Source organism: Amycolatopsis sp. NPDC003861 (genome assembly GCF_053605405.1).
The window spans coordinates 92,598-112,217 of record NZ_JBSGJD010000002.1 but is presented as its reverse complement, the minus strand read 5'-3'; the positions used below and the strand labels follow the sequence as shown (position 1 = coordinate 112,217).

The 19,620-nt window shown below is 72.1% G+C and carries 26 protein-coding genes; 15 read left to right on the top strand and 11 right to left on the bottom strand.

The window, feature by feature from the left end:
- The first annotated feature begins 5 nt into the window (after window positions 1-5).
- Both ACWEVN_RS01210 and ACWEVN_RS01205 read left to right on the top strand, forming a co-directional pair.
- On the top strand, window positions 6-644 hold the full coding sequence (locus tag ACWEVN_RS01210; RefSeq protein WP_449685546.1) for an alpha/beta fold hydrolase: 639 nt from the start codon (window positions 6-8) through the stop codon (window positions 642-644).
- 121 nt (window positions 645-765) lie between these two features.
- Complete coding sequence (locus tag ACWEVN_RS01205) at window positions 766-1,509, top strand: 3D domain-containing protein (RefSeq protein WP_452049795.1); 744 nt, start codon at window positions 766-768, stop codon at window positions 1,507-1,509.
- A 79-nt stretch (window positions 1,510-1,588) separates the two neighbouring features.
- Here ACWEVN_RS01205 and ACWEVN_RS01200 read toward each other — a convergent pair whose 3' ends face one another.
- Window positions 1,589-2,227: a nitroreductase family protein gene (locus ACWEVN_RS01200; protein WP_452049794.1), complete on the bottom strand. Its 639-nt coding sequence runs from the start codon at window positions 2,225-2,227 to the stop codon at window positions 1,589-1,591.
- An 18-nt stretch (window positions 2,228-2,245) separates the two neighbouring features.
- Complete coding sequence (locus ACWEVN_RS01195) at window positions 2,246-3,223, bottom strand: aldo/keto reductase (RefSeq protein WP_452049793.1); 978 nt, start codon at window positions 3,221-3,223, stop codon at window positions 2,246-2,248.
- Between the two features lie 81 nt (window positions 3,224-3,304).
- Here ACWEVN_RS01195 and ACWEVN_RS01190 point away from each other — a divergent pair, with 81 nt between their 5' ends.
- Window positions 3,305-3,751, top strand: coding sequence for a MarR family winged helix-turn-helix transcriptional regulator (locus tag ACWEVN_RS01190; protein WP_452049792.1), 447 nt, complete (start codon window positions 3,305-3,307; stop codon window positions 3,749-3,751).
- Here the strand turns inward: ACWEVN_RS01190 and ACWEVN_RS01185 are convergent, their stop codons facing one another.
- The 3 genes from ACWEVN_RS01185 to ACWEVN_RS01175 all read right to left on the bottom strand — a co-directional run bounded on the left by ACWEVN_RS01185 (window position 3,752) and on the right by ACWEVN_RS01175 (window position 5,426).
- A complete protein-coding gene (locus ACWEVN_RS01185) occupies window positions 3,752-4,171 on the bottom strand; it encodes an ATP-binding protein (RefSeq protein ID WP_449685549.1) in 420 nt (139 codons plus the stop codon).
- A 62-nt stretch (window positions 4,172-4,233) separates the two neighbouring features.
- Window positions 4,234-5,013, bottom strand: coding sequence for a SigB/SigF/SigG family RNA polymerase sigma factor (locus ACWEVN_RS01180; protein ID WP_449685550.1), 780 nt, complete (start codon window positions 5,011-5,013; stop codon window positions 4,234-4,236).
- Entirely contained in the window at window positions 5,010-5,426 is a 417-nt protein-coding gene (locus ACWEVN_RS01175; protein ID WP_449685551.1) for an anti-sigma factor, read from the bottom strand. Before ACWEVN_RS01175 ends, ACWEVN_RS01180 begins: the two co-directional genes overlap by 4 nt.
- Before the next feature lie 164 nt (window positions 5,427-5,590).
- Between ACWEVN_RS01175 and ACWEVN_RS01170 the strand changes: the two genes are divergently transcribed.
- From ACWEVN_RS01170 to ACWEVN_RS01160, 3 genes are all read left to right on the top strand, one after another.
- The gene (locus ACWEVN_RS01170; protein WP_400865238.1) at window positions 5,591-5,899 is read left to right on the top strand and encodes a WhiB family transcriptional regulator; all 309 of its coding nucleotides are present in this window, start codon (window positions 5,591-5,593) and stop codon (window positions 5,897-5,899) included.
- Window positions 5,900-6,117: 218 nt separating this feature from the next.
- Complete coding sequence (locus ACWEVN_RS01165) at window positions 6,118-6,471, top strand: STAS domain-containing protein (protein WP_003078104.1); 354 nt, start codon at window positions 6,118-6,120, stop codon at window positions 6,469-6,471.
- Between the two features lie 57 nt (window positions 6,472-6,528).
- A complete protein-coding gene (locus ACWEVN_RS01160; protein ID WP_310968499.1) occupies window positions 6,529-7,317 on the top strand; it encodes a metal-dependent hydrolase in 789 nt (262 codons plus the stop codon).
- Here the strand turns inward: ACWEVN_RS01160 and ACWEVN_RS01155 are convergent.
- A complete protein-coding gene (locus ACWEVN_RS01155; RefSeq protein ID WP_452049791.1) occupies window positions 7,280-8,053 on the bottom strand; it encodes a nuclear transport factor 2 family protein in 774 nt (257 codons plus the stop codon). The two genes, ACWEVN_RS01160 and ACWEVN_RS01155, sit on opposite strands and share 38 nt — an antisense overlap.
- 95 nt (window positions 8,054-8,148) lie before the next feature.
- Between ACWEVN_RS01155 and ACWEVN_RS01150 the strand changes: the two genes are divergently transcribed.
- The 3 genes from ACWEVN_RS01150 to ACWEVN_RS01140 are packed head-to-tail and all read left to right on the top strand — an operon-like array spanning window position 8,149 to window position 9,606.
- Window positions 8,149-8,730, top strand: coding sequence for a TetR/AcrR family transcriptional regulator (locus tag ACWEVN_RS01150; RefSeq protein ID WP_452049790.1), 582 nt, complete (start codon window positions 8,149-8,151; stop codon window positions 8,728-8,730).
- A 55-nt stretch (window positions 8,731-8,785) separates the two neighbouring features.
- Window positions 8,786-9,106 carry a hypothetical protein gene (locus tag ACWEVN_RS01145; RefSeq protein ID WP_449685554.1) on the top strand — a complete coding sequence of 107 codons (321 nt, stop codon included), beginning with the start codon at window positions 8,786-8,788 and terminating at the stop codon, window positions 9,104-9,106.
- Window positions 9,107-9,144: 38 nt separating this feature from the next.
- The gene (locus ACWEVN_RS01140) at window positions 9,145-9,606 is read left to right on the top strand and encodes a hypothetical protein (protein ID WP_449685555.1); all 462 of its coding nucleotides are present in this window, start codon (window positions 9,145-9,147) and stop codon (window positions 9,604-9,606) included.
- Here the strand turns inward: ACWEVN_RS01140 and ACWEVN_RS01135 are convergent.
- Window positions 9,603-11,240: an ABC transporter permease gene (locus ACWEVN_RS01135; protein WP_452049789.1), complete on the bottom strand. Its 1,638-nt coding sequence runs from the start codon at window positions 11,238-11,240 to the stop codon at window positions 9,603-9,605. The two genes, ACWEVN_RS01140 and ACWEVN_RS01135, sit on opposite strands and share 4 nt — an antisense overlap.
- A complete protein-coding gene (locus ACWEVN_RS01130; protein WP_449685557.1) occupies window positions 11,237-12,133 on the bottom strand; it encodes an ABC transporter ATP-binding protein in 897 nt (298 codons plus the stop codon). Before ACWEVN_RS01130 ends, ACWEVN_RS01135 begins: the two co-directional genes overlap by 4 nt.
- Before the next feature lie 93 nt (window positions 12,134-12,226).
- Here ACWEVN_RS01130 and ACWEVN_RS01125 point away from each other — a divergent pair, with 93 nt between their 5' ends.
- Window positions 12,227-12,715, top strand: a complete 489-nt coding sequence (locus tag ACWEVN_RS01125) for a GbsR/MarR family transcriptional regulator (RefSeq protein ID WP_310968076.1) — start codon at window positions 12,227-12,229, stop codon at window positions 12,713-12,715.
- Between the two features lie 93 nt (window positions 12,716-12,808).
- On the opposite strand, the gene ACWEVN_RS01120 is transcribed toward ACWEVN_RS01125, so the two are convergent.
- Window positions 12,809-13,372: a TetR/AcrR family transcriptional regulator gene (locus tag ACWEVN_RS01120; protein WP_449685558.1), complete on the bottom strand. Its 564-nt coding sequence runs from the start codon at window positions 13,370-13,372 to the stop codon at window positions 12,809-12,811.
- Between the two features lie 83 nt (window positions 13,373-13,455).
- Between ACWEVN_RS01120 and ACWEVN_RS01115 the strand changes: the two genes are divergently transcribed.
- The 4 genes from ACWEVN_RS01115 (at window position 13,456) to ACWEVN_RS01100 (ending at window position 16,240) form a co-directional block, all read left to right on the top strand.
- Complete coding sequence (locus ACWEVN_RS01115) at window positions 13,456-14,064, top strand: NAD(P)-dependent oxidoreductase (protein ID WP_452049788.1); 609 nt, start codon at window positions 13,456-13,458, stop codon at window positions 14,062-14,064.
- Window positions 14,065-14,073: 9 nt separating this feature from the next.
- A complete protein-coding gene (locus ACWEVN_RS01110; protein ID WP_452049787.1) occupies window positions 14,074-14,739 on the top strand; it encodes an SGNH/GDSL hydrolase family protein in 666 nt (221 codons plus the stop codon).
- Window positions 14,740-15,158: 419 nt separating this feature from the next.
- A complete protein-coding gene (locus ACWEVN_RS01105) occupies window positions 15,159-15,764 on the top strand; it encodes an RNA polymerase sigma factor (protein WP_176173576.1) in 606 nt (201 codons plus the stop codon).
- Entirely contained in the window at window positions 15,761-16,240 is a 480-nt protein-coding gene (locus tag ACWEVN_RS01100; RefSeq protein ID WP_449685561.1) for a carboxypeptidase regulatory-like domain-containing protein, read from the top strand. The genes ACWEVN_RS01105 and ACWEVN_RS01100 overlap by 4 nt, the downstream gene beginning before the upstream one ends.
- On the opposite strand, the gene ACWEVN_RS01095 is transcribed toward ACWEVN_RS01100, so the two are convergent.
- Together ACWEVN_RS01095 and ACWEVN_RS01090 are read right to left on the bottom strand one after the other, a co-directional pair.
- Window positions 16,237-17,004 carry a polysaccharide deacetylase family protein gene (locus ACWEVN_RS01095; protein WP_452049786.1) on the bottom strand — a complete coding sequence of 256 codons (768 nt, stop codon included), beginning with the start codon at window positions 17,002-17,004 and terminating at the stop codon, window positions 16,237-16,239. The two genes, ACWEVN_RS01100 and ACWEVN_RS01095, sit on opposite strands and share 4 nt — an antisense overlap.
- Before the next feature lie 108 nt (window positions 17,005-17,112).
- Window positions 17,113-17,562, bottom strand: a complete 450-nt coding sequence (locus ACWEVN_RS01090) for an SRPBCC family protein (RefSeq protein WP_452049785.1) — start codon at window positions 17,560-17,562, stop codon at window positions 17,113-17,115.
- Window positions 17,563-17,630: 68 nt separating this feature from the next.
- Between ACWEVN_RS01090 and ACWEVN_RS01085 the strand changes: the two genes are divergently transcribed.
- Window positions 17,631-19,598 carry an FUSC family protein gene (locus ACWEVN_RS01085; protein ID WP_452049784.1) on the top strand — a complete coding sequence of 656 codons (1,968 nt, stop codon included), beginning with the start codon at window positions 17,631-17,633 and terminating at the stop codon, window positions 19,596-19,598.
- Window positions 19,599-19,620: the final 22 nt, after the last annotated feature.

Below are 19,620 nucleotides of genomic sequence, written 5' to 3'. Positions count from 1 at the left end.
GCCGCGTGACGACTTTCGCGCTGATCCACGGAGGCGGCGGCAGCGGCTGGGACTTCCACCTGCTCATCCCGGAGCTCGAGGCCCGCGGGCACGACGCCGTTGCCCCCGACCTGCCGATCACCGACCGCGCGGCCGGGCTGGCCGAGTTCACCGAGACGGTCCTGGCCGCGCTGGGCGACCGCACGGACGTCGCCGTCGTCGGCCATTCGTACGGCGGGTTCACCGCGCCGCTGGTCGCCGCGAAGGTCCGGGCGCGGCTGCTGGTGTACCTGGCCGGGATGGTCCCGGCGCCGGGGGAGCAGCCCGGGCAGTGGTGGGGCAACACCGGTTTCGAGTCGCCGAAGGGCCTGACCGAAACCGAGCAGTTCTTCAACGGCGTCCCGGCGGAACTGGCCGAGGCGTGCCAGGCGCACGGGCGCGAGCAGGTCAGCAAGGAGTGGGACGAGCCGTGGCCGCTCCCGGCCCACCCGGACGTGCCGACCCGGGTGCTGCTGGCCCGCGACGACCGGTTCTTCGTCCCGGACTTCCAGCGGCGGGTGGCCCGCGAGCGCCTCGGCATCGAGCCGGACGAGCTCGACGGCCCGCACTGCGTACCGCTCAGCCACCCCGGTCCACTGGCCGACCGCCTGGTGAGCTACCTCTGATTGCGCCGATCGGCGCTTAAAGGTCTAGACCTATTGACTGTGTGGTCCAGGCCACTTACGGTCTGGACCAGCGGCGAACCCGCTCGCGTCACCTCCACCCGGTCCCCACCACGGAGGTTCCATGCGTCTCGCGCACGTCCTCGCCCTGACGGCCCTCGCCGCCGGCAGCCTCCTCGTCGCCCCTTCCGCCGAAGCCGCGACCCTGCCCGCGTGCCAGCACTTCTATTCCGGCCCGATCCCCGACCGCCCGGTCACCGGCGGGCACGGCCCCGGCACGCTCGTCGGCGCCGTCGACGTCGGCAACCGGCTGCCCGCGCCCGGCTCGGTCAGCGGGGGACTGGGCAGCGACGGCAGGGTCACCTTCACGTTCGCCCGGGTCGCCGGCGCGAAGGCCTACCGGGCTTTCCGCAACGGTCAAGCCCTGCAGTGGATCAGCGACTGGGGCCAGCCGACGCTCACCGTCACCGACGCGAGTCCCTGCCAGAACGCGAACTACCAGCTCTACGCGATGACGGCGGAGGACAACTCTCCGGGCTCGCTCGGCCAGATCTCCACCGCCTACCGCCTCGACGGCGCGAACCGGCTCGCCGCCTACCGGATCCCGGCCGGCACCACGCTGAACTACCGCGTCACGGCGTACAACGACGTCGCCCAGACCGCCCTCGGCTACCAGGCCGGTCCGGGCTTCTGCGCCGTCGACGCCCGGATCGTCCCGTGGGGCACCCGGTTCTCCGTGCCCGGCTACGGCGAGTGCTACGCGGCCGACATCGGGAGCTGGATCAAGGACGACATCGTCGACGTCTGGCTGCCCGGGTCCCAGGCCGACGCCTGGGGCATCCAACGGCTGACCCTCACCGTGCGGTAGACCACCTGACCGCCGAAAGGCCGTGACGGCCTCCTTGCCGACGTCCCCCATCTGCCCCGGCAAGGAGGCTTTCACGGGTTTACCAGCGGTCGAGGTGCAGGACCTCTTCGAGGGGCTGGCGCGCCGCCGGCTTGAACGTCTCGCCCGTGTAGAACGCCGTCGGGATCAACGCCGCCTGGTGGACGTTCTTCGGCAGCTCCAGCACCTCGGCCGCCTCCTGCTCGTACTTCAGGTGCAGCGTCGTCCACGCCGTCCCGAGCGTCACCGAGCGGGCCGCCAGCATGTAGTTCCACACCGCCGGCAGCAGGGACGCCCACAGCCCCGCCTGGTTGCCGGCCGGCAGTTCCGACGACGGCGTTTCCAGGCAGGGGACGACCAGCACCGGGACGTCGCCCATCCGGTCGGCCAGGTAGGCGACGCTGTCGCCGACCCGCTGCTGGACCGCGGCCCGCGCCGGGTCGTCCGCGAACAGCTTGCCCGCGGCGTTCGGCGACTCGAGGTACTCGTGGCACGCCCGGCGGTAGATCTCGCCGAGCGCCGCCCGCCGGCCGGCGTCGGTGACGACCAGCCACTGCCACCGCTGGGTGTTCGAGCCGCTCGGCGCCTGGAGCGCGACCTGCACGCAGTGCTTGACCAGGTCGAGCGGCACCGGGCGCTCGAGGTCGAGGCGCTTGCGGACGGTCCTGGTCGTGGTCAGCAGCTCTTCGGGCGTCATCATCGGCCCATCATGCCGGGCTCACCAGCGATCGTGCACCAGCGGCCGGATGAGCTCGTCGTAGGTTTCGCGCACGCCCGCCTGCGCCTCGGAGGACAACGACTGCAGCGATGCCGCCGCGGTGTTCGCCTCCGCCTGCCCGGCGTTGCGGGCGCCCGGGATGACCGTGCTGACGCCCGGCTGGTCGATGATCCAGCGCAGCGCGAACTGGGCGAGCGTCTGGCCGGACGGCACGAGCCCGCGCAGCCGTTCGACGGCCTCCAGGCCCACCTCGTAGGGCACGCCGGAGAACGTCTCGCCGACGTCGAAGGCGTCGCCGTGGCGGTTGTAGTTGCGGTGGTCGTTCTCGGCGAACGTCGTCTGCGCGGTGTAGCGGCCGGACAGCAGGCCGGACGCCAGCGGCACGCGCGCGATGATGCCGGCGCCCGCCTCCGCCGCCGCGGGCAGCACCCGCTCCAGGGGCTTGAGCCGAAGGCAGTTGAGGATGATCTGGACGGACGCCACGTTCGGCCGGGCCAGCGCGGTCAGCGCCTCTTCGCAGGTCTCGACGCTGACGCCGTACGCCTTGATGCGGCCCTCGTCGACCATCGCGTCGAGGGCGTCGTACACCGCGTCGGAGGAGTACACCGGCGTCGGCGGGCAGTGCAGCTGGACCAGGTCGAGCGTGTCGACGCCGAGGTTGCGGCGCGACCGGTCGTTCCACTCGCGGAAGTTGGCGGCGACGTAGTTCTCCGGCACCTGCTCGACCCGGCGGCCCATCTTGGTGGCCACGAAGATGCCCCCGCGCTCGGCGAGGAACCGGCCGACCAGCCGCTCGCTGCGGCCGTCGCCGTAGACGTCGGCGGTGTCGAAGAAGGTGACACCGTTGTCGGCGGCCGCGTGCAGCACGGCCAGCGCGTCGTTCTCGTCGACCTCGCCCCAGTCCGCCCCGAGCTGCCAGCAGCCGAGCCCGACGACGGACACCTCACGGCCCAGGCGGGCGATCTTCCGGTTCTCCATGCCGCGATCCAAGCACACGACCGGCGCCTATGATCGGCCGTCATGGCCATGACTGCGGGTCCGGAAGGACTGGGGACCCGGATGCGTCACGTCCTCGAGGTCCTCGACGGCGACATCGCGAAGTTCCTCGCCGACATCGGCCTCGACGACTACCGGCCGCGGTACTCGCCGGTGGTGCGGGCGCTGCTCGCGCGCGGCCCGCTGGCCATCCGCGACCTCGCCGGGGAGATGCGCGTGACGCACTCGGCGGCCAGCCAGACCGTCGCGCAGATGAGCCGGGCCGGGTTCGTCAGCCTGGAGCCGGGCGCCGACGCCCGCCAGCGGATCGTGTCGCTCACGCCGCGGACGCGCGAGCTGTTGCCGCTGATCGAGGCGGAGTGGACGGCGACCACCGAGGCCACGGAGGCGCTGGAAGCCGAGTTGCCGTACTCGCTGCGGGCCCTGCTGGACGCGCTCACCGCGGCCCTGGAGCGCAAGCCGTTCCGGGAGCGGATCGGGGAGACCGACGCCGCGCGCGAACTGCGCTGATCAGGCGTCCGGCAGCGCGAACACGGCCCAGACGTACTTGCCGCCGGGGCAGCGTTCGAAGCCCCAGTCCAGCGACAGCGCCTGGACCAGGACGAGCCCCCGGCTGCGCGCCTCGGCCGGGGACGGCGCGCGCAGCTCGGGCAGCATCCGGCCGGTGTCGTGCACCCGCAGCGTCAGCCGGCCGCCGGCGTACTCCAGCTCGAGCCGCTGGGGCCGGTCACCGTGCTCGAAGGCGTTGGTGACCAGCTCCGACGTCGCCAGCAGGACGTCTTCGAGCTGCTGCTCCCGCACGCCGAGGCGCAGCAGCGCCGTCCGGACCTCGTGCCGGGCCAGTGCCGGAGCCGTGACGTCGGCCGGGAGGAGCACCCTCAGCGAGGCGGCCGCCGCGGCGGAACGCTGCGGCATTCTCGACGTCGTCATCCGGTCCCCCTCCCAGTGAGTTCGGTACCGCCCGCCAAGTACCCAAGTGGCGGATGGGCTAATCAGGTGCCGTCGGCCAGCTCGGATTCGTCCAGGCCGGACCGCAGTTTCTTCAGCGTCGCGGCCAGTAGCCGCGACACCTGCATCTGGGACACCCCGACACGGCGCGCGATGTCCGACTGGCTCATCCCCGAGCCGAACCGCAGCGCGACGATCTTGCGCTCCCGCTCCGGCAGGCTCTCCAGCATCGGGCGCAGCGCCTCGCGCAGCTCGGCCTGGCCGAGCTCGGCGTCCGGCGCCCCGAAGCGCGTGTGCGCCGCGTTCTCCAGCAGGTGGTCCAGCGACGCGCCGTACCGGCCCTGACCGGCGCGGAGTCCCTCGTAGACGTCCTCGATGGGCACCCCGAGCCGCGCGGCGATCTCACTCGGCTTCGGCGCGCGCGAGAGCTGCACGGTGAGCTCCTCGCGCGCCGCGGAGATGTTCGCGTTCAGCTCCTTGAGCCGCCGCGGCACCCGCACCGACCAGCTGTTGTCCCGGAAGTGGTGCCGCAGCTCCCCGGAGATCGTGGGGACGGCGAACGCGAGGAAGTCCGTTCCCTGTTCGGGGTCGAACCGGTCGACGGCGTGGATCAGCCCGACCGTGGCGATCTGGATCAGGTCCTCCATCGCCTCGTCCCGGTTGCGGAACTTCCGGGCCAGGTTCCGCGCCAGCTCCAGGTGCGCGCGCACGAGGGTGTCGCGGATGCGCTCGCGCTCCGGCGAGCCCGCCGCCGCGGCGGCGAGTTGGCGGAACAGCGCGCCGACGTCGAGGTCGCCCTCGCTGCTCCCGGCGGGATCGCTCACGAGTCCGCCGCCTGGCTCTCCCGGACGAGGTCCACTCGCGACAGGTAGCCGCCGTTCTCCGGCGTGATCGTGCGCTCGGCCGACGTCGCGAGCGCGGTCAGCAGCTGCCACGACAGGCCGGCGTCGTCCTCGTGGTCGGCGCTGTCGGCCAGTACCGACACCGAGACCTCGATGCGCGGCCCGTTCCAGGAGAAGACGCAGGTCAGCCGGCCGTCCGAACTGGCGGGGAGCAGCAACGAGCACGCCTCGTCCACCGCCATCCGGAGGTCCTCGACGGCGTCGAGGTCGAAGTCCTGGCGCATCGCGATGTCGGCCACGATGGTCCGCAGCGTGGGCACGACGTGCGGGATCGCGGCCGTCCGCACCTCGATGACCTGCGCGCCTTCCGGGACGAGCGGGGCGTTGTCCTCCACGTTTGTTCCTTTCTCCGCACTCGCGCTGCCGGGGATCGGCGGTCTCTGCCACGCCCGGTCAGCGAGATGCCCGTGGGGTGAGCAAACCAAACCCGGGTTTGATCCGCTCCACCGGCGGGCATGTAGCGGTCGACACGGGAGATCCTGGGAAAGGCGGGGACGACATGGCTGACGTGAGCCGGCTGCCCAACGTGGTTGCTGAAGAGTGGGAATGGCAGCTGCGCGGCTCCTGCCGGGGTGCGGACAGCAGCCTGTTCTTCCACACGGACAACGAGCGGGGCTCGGCGCGGGAGCGGCGGGAGTCGCGCGCCAAGGCCATCTGCCAGACCTGCCCGGTCCTGGCCCAGTGCCGCACGCACGCGATGACCGTACAGGAGCCGTATGGCATCTGGGGCGGCCTCGGCGAGATCGAACGGCGGCAGTTGTTCCTGCGCCAGCGCAGGGCGGCGCGGAAGGCCGTCGGTGCGCACTGAGCAGAGCGCTGAGCAGGCAGGATTTGATCGCCGGTGAGCAGTACACGCGAAAGGGCGGCGGCCGTGGCGGGTGCGGTCGCTTCCTGGGTTAGGGTTGGCCCCGGAGTTGCCTTGACCGTGCCAGGCGCGAGCTTTGGAAAGGCACGGTGACACGGTTGCCGCTTGAGACAACAGGCGCGTACCCGGCGCAGGAGCAGCGCCTGACGAGGAGAAACTGCATGCCCGCAGCCGACCAGAACGCCACCCCGCCCGGGTTCGGCATCACGCTGGACACCGACGCGACGGAACCCCGGGTGGTGGTCACCGGCGAGCTCGACCTGCTGACCAGCCCGCAGCTGCAGGAGGCCCTGGCGGGGCTGATCGCGGACAAGCGCGCGCAGCGGGTCGTGGCCGATCTGACCGGGGTGACCTTCTTCGATTCCTCAGCGCTGAACGTGGTGCTCCGCGCACAACGCCAGGCCGGCGAGCAGGATGTCGAACTCGCGGTCGTCCCGAGCCCCGCGGTGAGCCGCGTGATCGAGCTCACCGGCGTGGCCGAACACCTGAGCGTGTCGGAAGACCCCCAAGCCTGACCGCCCGCTACGGTTCCGCGGACTGATTTCGTTCGCGGACCTGGGGGCGGCACGATGATGGGGCGGACGCACGCCCTGACCGGCTGGTGCGCGGGCTTGGCCCTGGCGCCCGCGGTGGGGGCGGGTTCGGTGCACCAGGCGGTCGTCTTCGCGGCGACCACGGCGGGGTTCGCCCTGCTGCCCGACCTCGACCACCCCGGGGCGAGCGCGTCCCGCCTCCTCGGCTGGCTGACGGGCGCGTTGTCCTGGGTGCTGCGCCGCGTCTCGGCGGGCTTCTACGCGCTGACGAAGGGCCCGCGGGACGAGAAGGTCTCCGGCAAGCACCGCCACCTGTCCCACACGGTCCTGTTCGCGGCTGGCCTCGGCCTGCTGACGTCGTGGGGCACGACGGAAGGCGGCCCGTGGGCGGTCGTCGGCGTGGTCGTCTTCGGCCTGATGCTGGCCGAAGGCGCCCTGGGCGACTGGCTCCTGCCGGTGAGCGGAGCGGCGGTGGCGTGGTGGTTCTTCACGGCCCCGCCCGATCGGGCGGGTGAACTGGAGTCCATTTCGGGCTGGCTCGGGATCGCGGTGGCGGCCGGGTGCCTGACCCACTGCCTGGGCGACGCCCTGACCGAGGCCGGGTGCCCGTTCCTGTTCCCGATCCCCATCGCGGGCGAGACGTGGTACGAGATCCGGCCGCCGCGGGTGCTGCGCTTCCGGACCGGCAAGAAGGTCGAGAAGCGGCTCATCTTTCCGGTGTTCGCGCTGCTCGGGGTGCTGCTGGTGCCCGGCGTGTGGGAGCACACGGTGAGCACGTTCGAGCGGCTGTTCATCCCGCCGACGAGCCAGCGGGCGACCACGCCTTGAACCGTTCCGCCGCGGCGGCGGTGTCGGTGTAGTCGCGGGAGCGGGCGATCCGCCCGTCCCGGACGGTGAGGACCATGACGTAGGAGACGGCGAAGGCCGTGCCGCGGACTTCCTGGTGCAGGTCGAACTCGGCGACCAGGGTGCCGGGGTCGTTCGTCTCGTGGACCACGACGTTCTCGGCCTTGGTGATCCGCCGCGACTCGGCGGCGGCGCGAAAACGGCGGCGCAGCTCTTCGCGGCCCTCGGTCACGCGAGGCACGCCCGGGAGGGTGAACGGCATCTCGAGGACGACGTCTTCGGCGTACAGGTCGGCGAGGTCGTCCCAGCGGTTCTCCACCGAGGCGGCGAGGAACCGGTCGAACACCGCCCGCGTGAGCTTCGAAGCGGCCGAAACGTTCGGGTAGTCGCGGTAGGACGTGATTTCGCCGTCCGCGACCGTCACGATCCCGACCGAGGACGGGAACTCCACACCGGGGCCCGAGACGACCACTTCCACCACGAACCCCGACTCCGAGAGGGTGGTCGTGACCTGCGCTCCCGTCAGGCCGGCCGCCCGGGCCCGGGTGCCGCCGTCGGTCAACGTCGACACCACGGCCTCGCGTCCTTCGATCCGCTGTCCCCGGAACGGCACTTCGAACACCGCGTCGGCGGCGATCAGGGAAGCGAACCGGGAGGCGTCGAAGGTGGCCATCCCCTCGCGGACCAGGGCGGCGATTTCGGGGGTGGTCTGCGGCATCGGAATTCTCCTGCCAAACTGGGCGTTGAATCGGAACGGTGGGCCCGCTTAGGACGATACGGAGCGATCGTTCCGGTTGTCAACGAGGAGAACTGATGGAGAAGATGCGCGCCGACGCCCGGCGCAACCGGGCCAAGGTGCTGGCCGCCGCCGAGGAGGCCTTCGCGCTGGACGGCCTCGCCGTGCCGCTCGACGACATCGCGCGGCTCGCGGGCGTCGGGGCCGGGACCGTCTACCGGCACTTCCCCAGCAAGGAAGCCCTGTTCCAGGCCGTGGTCCTCGAACGGATCCAGCAGTTCGCCGAGGAAGCCCGCGCGCTCGCCACTGCGGAGGACCCCGGCGAGGTCTTCGTCGACTACTTCGTCCGGGTGATCAAGCAGGCGTCCCTCAACCGGGCGATCTGCGACGCCTTGGCCGAGGCCGGCGGCCACGCCTTCAAGGCCGGCGCGGGCGAGGAGTTCCGCGCCGCGCTGGCCGAGCTGCTCGCCCGGGCGCAGGCGAGCGGCACCATCCGCCCCGACATCGACGGCGACGACCTGCGGGCGCTCATCGTCGGTTGCCTCGCCGTCGAGCGGTACGCCCCGGGCAGCGCGCACCTGGTCCGGGTGGTCGTCGACGGCCTGCAAGCCGTGCAGGCCGGGAAATCTCCGGGGTGCGCATCGGGTAACACGACGTAAGATCAACGCGAGTTAGTCCTCGTACCTGCGCTGCGCGTGGCGAGGGGGTGCCCGGATGAGCGGCCGACCTACCTGGGGCTCCGCCGCGGTCACGGGGCTCGCCGGGTTCGCCACCGGCTTGCTGGTCGCCGCGCTGCTCATCGCCGGGCGGAGCACGCCTCGCACCGTCGACACCATCACGCCGCCGACCAAGACCGTTGCCGCGGTTCCCGTCACCGTCACCACCTCCGCGCCGCCGTCCACGGTCACGTCCGTGGAGATCTCTCCGCCGACGACCACCACCAGCTTCGTCGAGGTCACTGTGGAGCCGACGCCCTCGGCCACCCCCACCTCGCAGACGCCCGTGTTGCCGTTCACCAGCGGATGGCGCGACTGAGGATGCAACCCGGCGGCCGCCGGTTCCGTCTGGTCGGCATGCGTTACGCACTGGGGTTCGCGATGCTCCTGACGGCGGGTTGTGCCGGGCCGGAGCTCGCCTGCACGGCCATCGGCGTCCCGATCGGCATCAGCCTGTCTGTCCCGGCCCCCAACGGCATCGCGAAAGCCGCCCTCGAAGCCTGCTGGCGCGGCCAGTGCCTGACGCGCGACCTCGGTCTTTACCCCGAGACGTCGGCGGGCGCGACGACCTGCACCGGCACCGGCCCGGACAGCTCGTGCGGCACGTCGATGGTCCCGACCGGCGGGCTCCACGGCTTCGCGGACCTCCCCGGCCTGCCCGCCGAACCGGTCCGGGTCACCGTCCGGTTCGACGACGGGAAACCGCACACCATCGAGGTGACGCCGGCCTTCGTCGAGGCGAACGGGCCCGGCTGCGGGAAGGGCGGCCCGCAGGCGCAGCTCGTGGCCGGTCCCGACCACGAGCTGCGGGTGCGTTAGCCGACGTCCCGGCGCTTCCAGCCGGTCAGCCCGGCGACCAGCGCGACGACGGCCACCGCCACCAGCCACACCAGCGGCGTCGCGGTGAACTCCTGGCCCGGGATCTTCGGCGGGTGCTGGAACGGCGAGACGTCCAGCACCACCTGCGGCAGGTTGACGATCGGGCCGAACAGGCTCAGCAGCAGCGCCAGCGCCCCGACCGCCCACGCCGCCGCCGAGAAGCCCGGCAGCAGCCCGAAGATCGTCACCGCGAGCGCGACCACCACCCAGGCCGCGGGCAGCTGGACGAGCATCCCGGACAGGGTGTCCGCGAGCGAGCCGCCGACGTCGCCGGTGCGCAGCCCGTTCGCCAGGCCCATGAACACCCCGCCGGACAGCAGCAGCGCCGCCGTGCCGAAGAAGGCGAACACCAGGTGGCCGCCCGCCCAGCGCAGCTTCCCGACGCTGGTGGCCAGCACCGGTTCGAGCCGGATCGCGGTCTCCTCGCCGCGCATCCGCAGCACCGCCTGGACGCCGTAGAGCGACGCGACCATGGCGAACATCCCGGCCATCGCGGCGAGGAACGCCTGCGTCAGCGCGTGGCTGCCGCCGAGCCGCTCGAAGATCTGCTGCGCCTGCGGGCTCGAGCCGACCAGGTCGCCGATGCCGCTGGCGATCGAGCCGAACACCGCGCCGACCACGGCCGTGCCGATGAGCCAGCCCAGCAGCGGACCCCGGTGCAGCCGCCAGGCGAGGGCGAGCGGGGAGCGCAGGCTCGCCGCGGCGCGGGCCGGACCCGGGCGGGGCGGCAGGATGCCGACGCCGACGTCGCGGCGGGGCAGCAGCCAGTACCCGGCCGCGCCGACGACCAGCGCGAACCCCACCGGCAGCAGGAGCACCCACCAGCGTTCCCCGGCGAACGCCCGCACCTGCTGCACCCAGCCGATCGGCGACAGCCAGGACAGCCAGCGGGCGTCCACAGTGGAATCCCCGGCGCCGCGGAGCAGGAACGCGGCGCCGACCACGGCGGTCCCGATGCCGTTGGCGGTCCGGGAGTACTCGGCCAGCTGGACGGCGACCGCCGCGACGGCCGTGAACACCAGCCCGGCCAGGGCTTCCGCCGCGCCGAAGGCGAGCGAACCGGCCGCGGGCAGGCCGGCGCCGATCAGCGTGACCGCCTGGATCAGCCCGGTCAGCACGCTCGCGCCGCCGGCCACCACCAGTGCCGTCGTCAGCGCCGCGTACCGGCCGACCACCGCGGACGCGAGCAGTTCCGCGCGCCCGGTGTCCTCCTCGGCGCGGGTGTGCCGGGTGACCGTGAAGACGACCATCAGCCCGGTGAGCAGCGCCAGGAACCCGCACATGCGCCAGGCGATGAACCCGCCGGCCGTGGTCAGGTCGAAGGGCGGGCCGTAGAGCAGCGCGTAGGACGGGTTGGCGTTCGCGCCCGCCTGCAGGGCGAGCCGGTCGGCGACGGTCGGGTAGAACTGCGCGAACGTGTTGACCGTGCTCGCCGGGACGACGCTGAGCAGGACGATCCAGATCGGCAGGACCACGCGGTCGCGGCGCAGTGCGAGCCGGGTGAGGTGCCCGGTGCCGGCCAGTTCGTGCGCGGGCGCCACCGCGGCTTCGGGGCGGGTGAGCGTCGCGGTCATTTCGCACCCGCTTCGGTCGTGTAGTGGCGCAGGAACAGTTCCTCCAGCGTCGGCGGCTGGCTGACCAGGCTCCGGACGCCGACCTCGGTGAGCTGCCGGAGAGCTTCGTCGAGCGAGCGCGTCTCGACGTCGAAGCGGACGCGGTTGCCTTCGACCTTGAGGTCGTGGATGTCGGCCAGCTCGGTGAGCCCGTTCGGCGGCCCGGCGAGCTCGGCGGTGATCGACGTCCGGGTCAGGTGCCGCAGCTCGGCGAGCGTGCCCGACTCGACCGTGCGGCCGTTGCGGATGATGCTGACCTTGTCGCACAGCGCCTCGACCTCGGCGAGGATGTGGCTGGAGAGCAGCACGGTCCGGCCCTGCTCGCGCTCCTCCTGGATGGCGTCCTGGAAGGTCGCCTCCATCAGCGGGTCGAGGCCGGACGTCGGCTCGTCGAGGATCAGCAGGTCCACGCGGGAGGCGAGGGCGGCGACGATGGCGACCTTCTGCCGGTTGCCCTTCGAGTACGTCCGCCCCTTCTTCTTCGGGTCGAGGTCGAAGCGCTCGATGAGGTCCGCGCGGCGCTTCTCGTCCAGGCCGCCGCGCAGGCGCCCGAGCAGGTCGATCACCTCGCCGCCGGAGAGGTTGGGCCAGAGGTTGACGTCGCCGGGCACGTAGGCCAGGCGGCGGTGCAGGCTCGCGGCGTCCTTCCAGGGGTCGCCGCCGAGCAGCCGGACGTCCCCCGAGTCCGCGTGGAGCAGGCCGAGCAGCACCCGGACGGTGGTCGACTTCCCCGCGCCGTTGGGGCCGAGGAAGCCGTGCACCTCCCCAGCGGGTACCTGCAGGTCCAGGCCGTCGAGGGCCTTGGTCCGGCCGAACGACTTGTGCAGGCCGGTGACCGAAATGGCGTTTTCCATGGTTCGGAAGCTACACTCGCTTCACGAAGTTGTGAAGTTAAGAAAATATCTAGATCGAGTGATCATGGGGGACGGGTACGGAAGGATGGGCCGATGACGACGCCTGAAGTGCAGCGAGATGAAGACGCCGTCCGCCGGTACGTCGAGAGCCTCGGGCTCGTGCTGTCGCAGATCGGGATGCAACGCATGCCGGCGCGGGTGTTCGCCGCGCTGATGACCACCGACGAGGGCCGGCTGACCGCCGCCGACCTGGCCGCCCAGCTGTCGGTCAGCCCGGCCGCGGTGTCCGGCGCGGTCCGCTACCTCGAGCAGATCGGCCTGGTCGCCAAGGAGCGCGAGCCCGGCGAGCGCCGTGACCACTACCGCCTCTACGACGACCTCTGGTACGCCACGTTCATGAAGCGCGACCGCATGATCATCATGTGGCGAGACGCGGCCGAGAACGGCATCGACGCCCTCGGCGAGGACACCCCGTCGGGCAAGCGGCTCGCCGAGATGCGGGACTTCCTGTCGTTCATGCTCGAGGAGCTCAACAACATGTACGAGCGCTGGCACAAGATGCGCGAGGAGAAGAACGCCTGATCGCGCCGGGTCGCCACGCACCGGAGCATGACTTTGGCCGAGCCAGCTGGCAGGGTGGTCTGATCCACTCCAGCCACCATCCGGCGGCAGCCGCTACAACGCGGCGAGCAACGTGTCCGCCAGCCGCTCGGCGAAGTCGGCGGGCTCGCGCTCTTCGAACGTGGCCAGGAACGCCTGCTGGAAGCAGGCCCCCAGCAGGAGGGCCGCGGCCGCCTCGACGTCGGCCTCCGCCTTGATCCGGCCCAGGGCCCGCTCCGCCCGCAGGTAGTCCGCGACCCCGCGCAGGGGCAGGTGCGGGCCGTGTCCCCGCAACCGTTCGCGGTGGGAGCGCAGCAGTTCCTTCGACGAGAACATCGAGACGGCGATCGGGAAGCTGTCGACGTAGAACGCCAGGCCGAGCCGGGTCAGGCGGACGAGGTTGTCCCGCAGCGGCGCCCGCCCGGGGTCCGCGGTCAGCTCGGCGAGGAGGGTGCCCAGCGCGGGCAATTCCTCGGCCAGCACGCTGCGGAACAGGTCGGTCTTGTCGCGGAAGTGCTTGTAGAGCATCGCCTCCGAGTAACCCGCGGTCTGCGCGATGACCTTCGTCGTCGCGTGGGCGTAGCCCTGCTCGCGCATCACCTTCGCGGCCGCGGCGACGATCTCTTCGCGGCTTCCCATAGCGGCTCCCTGAGTGCGTTCTCAGCGTGGTTAGTGAACACTCACCCTACCTGGTGAGTGTTCACTAACCGAGGAGGAAACCGATGAGGATCACCGTGCTGGGCGCCACTGGCGGCGTCGGCGGCGAGGTCGTCAAGCAGGCACTGGACCGCGGCTGGCACGTGACGGCGGTGGTGCGCGACCCCGCCCGGTTCGCGCTGCCGGCCGAAGTCGTCGTCGCGGGCCTGCACGACCGGGAGAAGCTGGCGGCCGCCGTCGAAGGCCGGGACGCCGTCATCTCGGCGGTGGGCTCCCGCGACCGCGGGCCGACCACGGTCTGCGCGGACGGTGCCCGCGCGGCGATCGGGGCCGGGGCGAAGCGCCTGCTGGTCGTCAGCGCCAGCGGCATGCACACGGAAGGGGACGGCTTCTTCACGCGCTCGCTGGTGAAGCCGCTGCTCAACACCTTCCTGAAGCACGGCTGGGCGGACATGCTCGCGATGGAGGCCGTGGTCGAGGCGACCGACCTGGACTGGACGATCGTCCGCCCGCCGATGCTGCTCGGCGGCCCGCGGACCGGGGCCGTGCGGAGCCGGCTCGACGGGAACGTCCGCACGTTCACCATCCGCCGCGCCGACGTCGCCGCCTACCTGCTCGACGCCGTGGCCGACCCCACGCTGATCAGGCAGAAGGTTTCGATCGCGCACGGCTAGCGTCAAGGGATGGTGCTGCTCGCTCAGGCTCTGTACGTCAAGCGCAAGACCCCGCGGCTCCCCGGCGCGGCGGGGCCGGCGGACGGGCTCGTCCCGGGTGCCGGCGAGCCCTTCCGGCTCGCCGTGCTCGGCGAGTCCACAGTGGACGGCGTCGGCGCGGCGGACCACGGGGAAGCGCTCACCGGCTGCCTCGCCCGCGAGCTGGCCCGCGACGGCCGGGCGGTGCGCTGGCAGGCGGTCGGCCGGACCGGCGCCAACGCCCGGGTGGTCCGCGCCGAGCTCGTCCCGCTGGTCCGCCCGGCCGACCTGGTCGTGATCGCCCTCGGCGTCAACGACACCATCGAGCTCCGGACGGCCCCCGCCTACCGCCGCGACCTCCTGCGCCTGGTGCTCGACCTGCGCGGGCGGCTGGGGCCGGTCGACGTCCTGCTGGCCGGGGTGCCGCCGATGTCCCGCTTCCCGGCCCTGCCCCGCCCGCTGCGTGACGTCCTTGCGGCTCGTTCGACCGCGTTGGACAAGGCCGCCGCGACGCTCGGGAGGGTCCCCGGCGTCCGGCACCTGCCGATGGATCCCGCGCTGCTGGACCCGGCCGCCTTCGCGAGCGACCGGTTCCACCCGGGACCGGCCGGCTACGCCCGCTGGGCCGGAACGCTGGCACACGCGGTGATCAGTTAGCAGCTCTGCGTCGATCTTCAAAAAAAATCGGCGATTCGGGTATCTGGCGGCGCCCTCACTGCGTCCTGTGGAGCAGCCAAGCACGGAGGAACACGACAGGGGGTGTCGCGTTCGCAGTGATCGCGGTGGCCGGGAGCCGAGGGGGCTTCCGGACACCGTCGGCCGGGTGCCCTTCGGGGGAGGGGACATCCGGCGGGGGCCCGTTGGGGAGCGGGTCCTTGAGGGAGGGGAGTACCGGCCGGTGCGGGTCCACGCGCGCCGGCCGGTACCTCACGGATTTGCCATTGACCGGTAGTGCACGACCGACGAAGTAAGTGACCTTGATGTATCCGAGATCCACCTGCACGCTCCTTCCCCCCGAAGGACCCGCGATACTGCCAACGCCGACTCGAAGACTCTTCCGAAGAGGGGCAGATACGGTGACCGACGTGCAAACCACAGAGGTAGATCCGCCGTGGGAGGGCCTGACCGGCGCCGAACTGCACGCTGCGTGCATGCAGGCCGCCAGAGACGGTGACCGCCGGGCGATGGCCCGCCTCGTCGAAGAGCTGACCCCGCTCGTCTGGCACGTCGCCCGGGCCAACGGGCTCGACCGCGCGGTCGCCGAGGACGTCGTCCAGACCGTCTGGCTCGCGCTGTTCAGCCAGCTCGGCAAGCTCCGCGACCCCAAAGCCCTCGCCGCCTGGCTGATCACCACCACCCGCCGCGAGGCCACCCACCCGTTCGGCCGCCGCATGCAGCCGGTGCCGCTGAGCGACGAGGTGGCCGAGGCGATGCCGAGCACCCAACCGGCACCCGAGGACGAAGCCGTCCGCGCCGACCGCGACCGCCGGGTCTGGCGCGCCTTCGTCCGGCTGCCCCACCGCTGTCAGGAACTGCTCCGGCTGACCGTGCTCGCGGGTCGGGCGGAGTACCAGCTCGTCGCCGAGGCGCTGCGCATGCCGCGCGGCAGCGTCGGACCGACCAGGGGTCGCTGCCTCGACCAGATGCGCGATCTCCTCGCCAGTGAAGGGGGAAGCCGATGAACGACCTCGGGGCGCCGGGGGGCCAAGCCTCCTTCGGTGACGACGTGCTGCTGGCCGACATCGGCCGTTTCCTCGACGAGCTGGACCCGCCACCGGGAGACCTGGTGCAGCGGGTCCAATTCGCGCTCGCCCTGGAGGACCTCGACGTCGAGGTCGCCCGCTGGGAACGGCTGGACAACCTGGCCGGCGTCCGCGGCGGCGGCACCGGCACGATCACGTTCACCGTCAGCGACCTGACGGTGATGATCAACCTGACCAAGATGGGCAAGCTCCACCGCATCGACGGCTGGCTGGTACCCGCGGGCCAGTACGGCGTCGAGGTGCGGGTGGCCGAGCACGGGACGTCGTCGACCATGGCGGACGAGGGCGGCCGGTTCGTGCTCGACAACGTGCCGCGCGGGACGACGCAGATCCTCGTGCACCTGGGTGACGTGTCCTGCCGGCGAACGGTCGTGACGCCGACGGTCGTGCTCTAGCCGAGGAAGTCGGCCAGGGGGACGGGCGTCAGTCCGTCCTTCTCGGCCCGCTCGACGAACGCCGTGTAGTCCTCGGCGAACGTCTTCCGGAAGTGCATCAGCACGATGTCGCCCGGCTTGAGCTTGTCGCCGGACTGGAACTGGACGACGCCGTCGTTGACCGCGGCCGTCCACAGCACCGAGGCGCGCATGCCGCAGGCGGCCGCCGCCTTCAGGGTGTTCTGGTCGTAGTTGCCGAACGGCGGGCGGAACAGCGACGGGCGGACGCCGAGGCTCTTCTGGAAGTCGTCGGCGTCGTCGCAGATCTCCTTGCGCTGGAACTCGTACGGCTTGCCCTTGAGGTTCGGGTGGTCGACCGTGTGGTCGCCGAGCGTCGCGCCGGTGGCGTCCAGGATCTGCTTGAAGTAGGCCTCGTGGCCCTTCACGTACTTCTGGTTCAGGAACAGCACCGGGTGGGTGCCGTTCTGCTGCATCAGCTTCAGCGCGCCGGGGTCCTGCACGGCGCCGTCGTCCATGGTGAGGAACACGTACGGCTTGTCGGTGGTGATCCGGCGGATGACCGGCACCTGGCCGTTCTCGATCGGGGGCGCCTTCTGCTGGACGGTGCCGAACGGGTAGGGACCGGACGTCTTCACGTCGGGGCTGGAGCCCTGCGGTGCCGGGTTCGGCTGGCTCGTGCCGAACTCCCGCTGGTCCGGCTCGTGCGTCGAACAGGCCGTGAGCGCCACCATCGCCACGGCCAAGCCCGCCACCACTCGCTTCATCCCGCGCCCCCTCTCTCACAGGTGATCGAAAAGACCACCCGAAAGAGTGACGTCGAGGGACGGGCCGAAGTTGCGCCGGACGATCTTGTGTGGTGCGGCGCACCCAGGTCAGCGCCCGGTTTCGGCCGCCTTGACCAGCTTCGCCGAGAACAGCCGGATGACCGCCCGGAGCGTCGCGGCCAGCGCCGGTCCGCTCCCGCGCACCGGCTCGGTGAACGAGCCCGTCCACCGCAGGTGCGTCCCGCCGCCGGGGGTCGGCGTGAAGAGCACTTCGGCGCGGTAGTCCTTGAGCGGTTTGCCCGCGGCGAAGGCGTAGACGTGCTTGCGGCCGGGCTCGTACTCGAGGGTCTCTTCGCGGATCAGGACCGGCCACATGCCGACCTCGCGGACCGCGCCGACGCCTTCGGGCTCCTCGGTGCCCGGCCGCGCCCAGCGGGCCTTGACGATCAGTGGCTTTCCCCACTCCGCCCAGCGCGGGCCGTCCGCTTCGAGGGCGAACAACGCCTCCGGCGAAGCGGTGCTCGTGCGGTTGACCTCGTACGAGTACTTCCTACCCACCGGTACCTCCTGCGTTGTTGACAGGTTGATAATTAATCGCGTCCGGCGGCGTAGGTCAAGATGAAGGGGTGAGCACGCCGCGCCCCGACCTCGCCGCGCCGCACTGGCTCGTCCAGCTCTTGCGCAGCACGCCGGTGCCGGTGCCGTGGAACATGGTCGCCCGGGCCGTGGTCGCGCTGGCCGTGCCGCTCGCCATCGCCTACGCGGCGGGGGACATCGCCGTCGGCGCGCTCATCTCGACCGGCGCCCTGCCCGCCGTGCTGTCCGAATCGGCCGGGCCCTACCGCTACCGCGCCCGCCGCCTCGGCGGGGCGACGCTCGCCGCGACCGCCGGGTACCTCGCCGGCCTGCTCACCGGCGGCACCCCGGCGCTGTCGGTGCCCACAGTGATCCTGGTCGCCGCGGTGTCCGCGGTGATCAGCGCGGCCGGCAGCAACGCCTCGGTGGCCGGGCTGCAGCTGTTCGTCTTCTGTGTGCTCGCCACCGGGCAGCACGCGACCGGCGTCCGCGTCGAGATCCTCTTCGGCTGCTTCTGCCTCGGCGCGGCCTGGAGCTTCCTGGTCGCGCTCGTCACCTGGACGGTCCGCGCGACCAGCCCCGAACGCACCGCCGTCGCGCACGTCTACGTCGAGCTGGCCGCGATGCTGTCGGCGAGCGACGAAGCCGTCTCCCGGGTGGCCCGCCACCGGCTGACCACGGCGATGAACACCGCCTACGACCAGTTGCTGACCGCGCGGTCCTGGCTGTCCGGCCGCGACGCCGCCTATCGCCACTTGCTCAACCTGCTGTCGGCGACGACGCCCGCCGTCGAGGCGTCGGTGGCGATGGTCAACGCCGGCCGCCGCCCGGAGAGCGAGGTCATCGACCACTTCGTCGCGCTTTCCGCCGCGGTGCTGGCCGGCCAGCCGCTGCCGCCCCCGCCGCTCGCGCCGCCCGGCGACCCCGACCCGGTGCTCGCCGCGCTCTACGCGGGCCTGGTCCGGATCGGCAAGGGTGACGACCGCAAGCGCCGCGCGCCGACGCCGTGGCACCGCCGCCTGCGCGAGTGGGCGGCCTCGCTCGCGTCCGGCCCGCTGACCTGGGTCGCCGCGCTGCGGCTGACGCTGTGCGTCGCGATCGCCGAGGTCGTCGGCCTGCTCGTGCCGCTGGAGCGGTCGTACTGGCTCACGCTGACCGTCGGGATCGTGCTCAAGCCCGACTTCGGGTCCGTATTCGGCCGCGCGGTGCTGCGCGGGATCGGCACGGTCATCGGCGTCGGGATCGGCGCCGCGGTGCTCGGCCTCGGCGCGAGCGGCTGGGTCCTGGTCGTGCTCAGCGCGGTCTTCGCCGGCGGCATCGCGTTCGGGAAGGTGCGCAACTACGGCATCCAGAGCGCCTTCGTGACGCCGTTGATCATCCTGCAGATGGGCCTGGCCCACACCGGGAACTGGAGCGTGGTGCTGGCGCGGCTGGTCGACACCGTGCTGGGCTGCGTGATCGTGCTCGTCTTCGGCTACCTGCTGTGGCCGGGCAGCCGGCGTCCGCGGGTGGGCGGGCGGCTGGCCGACGGCCTCGACGCGGTCGCGAAGTACGTCTCGCGCGCGCTGGTCGAGGCGTCGTCGGGGGAGGCGCGGCTGGCCCGGTCGCGGGCGCGGCGCGGGGCCTACCGGGCCCTGGCCGACCTGCGGACGGCGTTCCAGCAGGCCGTCGTCGAGCCGTCCGCGCACGGTCGCCAGGCGGTGGCGTGGTGGCCGGTGATCGCCGCGCAGGAGCGCGTCGCGGACGCCGTCACCGAGGTCGGCGTGACGATCGGGCGGGGCGTGCCGCCGCCGGCCCCGGCCGACGTCGAGCTGCTGACGGCGGCGCTGGGGGAACTCGCCTCGGCCGTGCGGGAGCAGCGGGAGCCGCGGTCGGTGCCGCTGCCGGACGCGCCGCAGCTGTCCGGGGTGGTCGACCAGCTGGAGTCGGCGTTCGACGCCGTCCGCGGCCCCGACCTGGCCGAACGGGCGCCCCAGGGGCTCGTCCGGCGGTTCCTGCCCTACCACCGGCGTTCGTGACGTCCGTGCGGTTCAATGCACC

What these genes read in the sequence shown, in the direction of transcription:
- ACWEVN_RS01205 (WP_452049795.1), top strand. Translation starts at nt 766, where the DNA reads ATGCGTCTCGCGCACGTCCTCGCCCTGACGGCCCTCGCCGCCGGCAGC.
- ACWEVN_RS01200 (WP_452049794.1), bottom strand. Translation starts at nt 2,227, where the DNA reads ATGATGACGCCCGAAGAGCTGCTGACCACGACCAGGACCGTCCGCAAG.
- ACWEVN_RS01195 (WP_452049793.1), bottom strand. Translation starts at nt 3,223, where the DNA reads ATGGAGAACCGGAAGATCGCCCGCCTGGGCCGTGAGGTGTCCGTCGTC.
- ACWEVN_RS01190 (WP_452049792.1), top strand. Translation starts at nt 3,305, where the DNA reads ATGCGTCACGTCCTCGAGGTCCTCGACGGCGACATCGCGAAGTTCCTC.
- ACWEVN_RS01185 (WP_449685549.1), bottom strand. Translation starts at nt 4,171, where the DNA reads ATGACGACGTCGAGAATGCCGCAGCGTTCCGCCGCGGCGGCCGCCTCG.
- ACWEVN_RS01170 (WP_400865238.1), top strand. Translation starts at nt 5,591, where the DNA reads ATGGCTGACGTGAGCCGGCTGCCCAACGTGGTTGCTGAAGAGTGGGAA.
- ACWEVN_RS01165 (WP_003078104.1), top strand. Translation starts at nt 6,118, where the DNA reads ATGCCCGCAGCCGACCAGAACGCCACCCCGCCCGGGTTCGGCATCACG.
- ACWEVN_RS01160 (WP_310968499.1), top strand. Translation starts at nt 6,529, where the DNA reads ATGGGGCGGACGCACGCCCTGACCGGCTGGTGCGCGGGCTTGGCCCTG.
- ACWEVN_RS01155 (WP_452049791.1), bottom strand. Translation starts at nt 8,053, where the DNA reads ATGCCGCAGACCACCCCCGAAATCGCCGCCCTGGTCCGCGAGGGGATG.
- ACWEVN_RS01150 (WP_452049790.1), top strand. Translation starts at nt 8,149, where the DNA reads ATGGAGAAGATGCGCGCCGACGCCCGGCGCAACCGGGCCAAGGTGCTG.
- ACWEVN_RS01145 (WP_449685554.1), top strand. Translation starts at nt 8,786, where the DNA reads ATGAGCGGCCGACCTACCTGGGGCTCCGCCGCGGTCACGGGGCTCGCC.
- ACWEVN_RS01140 (WP_449685555.1), top strand. Translation starts at nt 9,145, where the DNA reads ATGCGTTACGCACTGGGGTTCGCGATGCTCCTGACGGCGGGTTGTGCC.
- ACWEVN_RS01135 (WP_452049789.1), bottom strand. Translation starts at nt 11,240, where the DNA reads ATGACCGCGACGCTCACCCGCCCCGAAGCCGCGGTGGCGCCCGCGCAC.
- ACWEVN_RS01130 (WP_449685557.1), bottom strand. Translation starts at nt 12,133, where the DNA reads ATGGAAAACGCCATTTCGGTCACCGGCCTGCACAAGTCGTTCGGCCGG.
- ACWEVN_RS01125 (WP_310968076.1), top strand. Translation starts at nt 12,227, where the DNA reads ATGACGACGCCTGAAGTGCAGCGAGATGAAGACGCCGTCCGCCGGTAC.
- ACWEVN_RS01120 (WP_449685558.1), bottom strand. Translation starts at nt 13,372, where the DNA reads ATGGGAAGCCGCGAAGAGATCGTCGCCGCGGCCGCGAAGGTGATGCGC.
- ACWEVN_RS01115 (WP_452049788.1), top strand. Translation starts at nt 13,456, where the DNA reads ATGAGGATCACCGTGCTGGGCGCCACTGGCGGCGTCGGCGGCGAGGTC.
- ACWEVN_RS01110 (WP_452049787.1), top strand. Translation starts at nt 14,074, where the DNA reads ATGGTGCTGCTCGCTCAGGCTCTGTACGTCAAGCGCAAGACCCCGCGG.
- ACWEVN_RS01100 (WP_449685561.1), top strand. Translation starts at nt 15,761, where the DNA reads ATGAACGACCTCGGGGCGCCGGGGGGCCAAGCCTCCTTCGGTGACGAC.
- ACWEVN_RS01095 (WP_452049786.1), bottom strand. Translation starts at nt 17,004, where the DNA reads ATGAAGCGAGTGGTGGCGGGCTTGGCCGTGGCGATGGTGGCGCTCACG.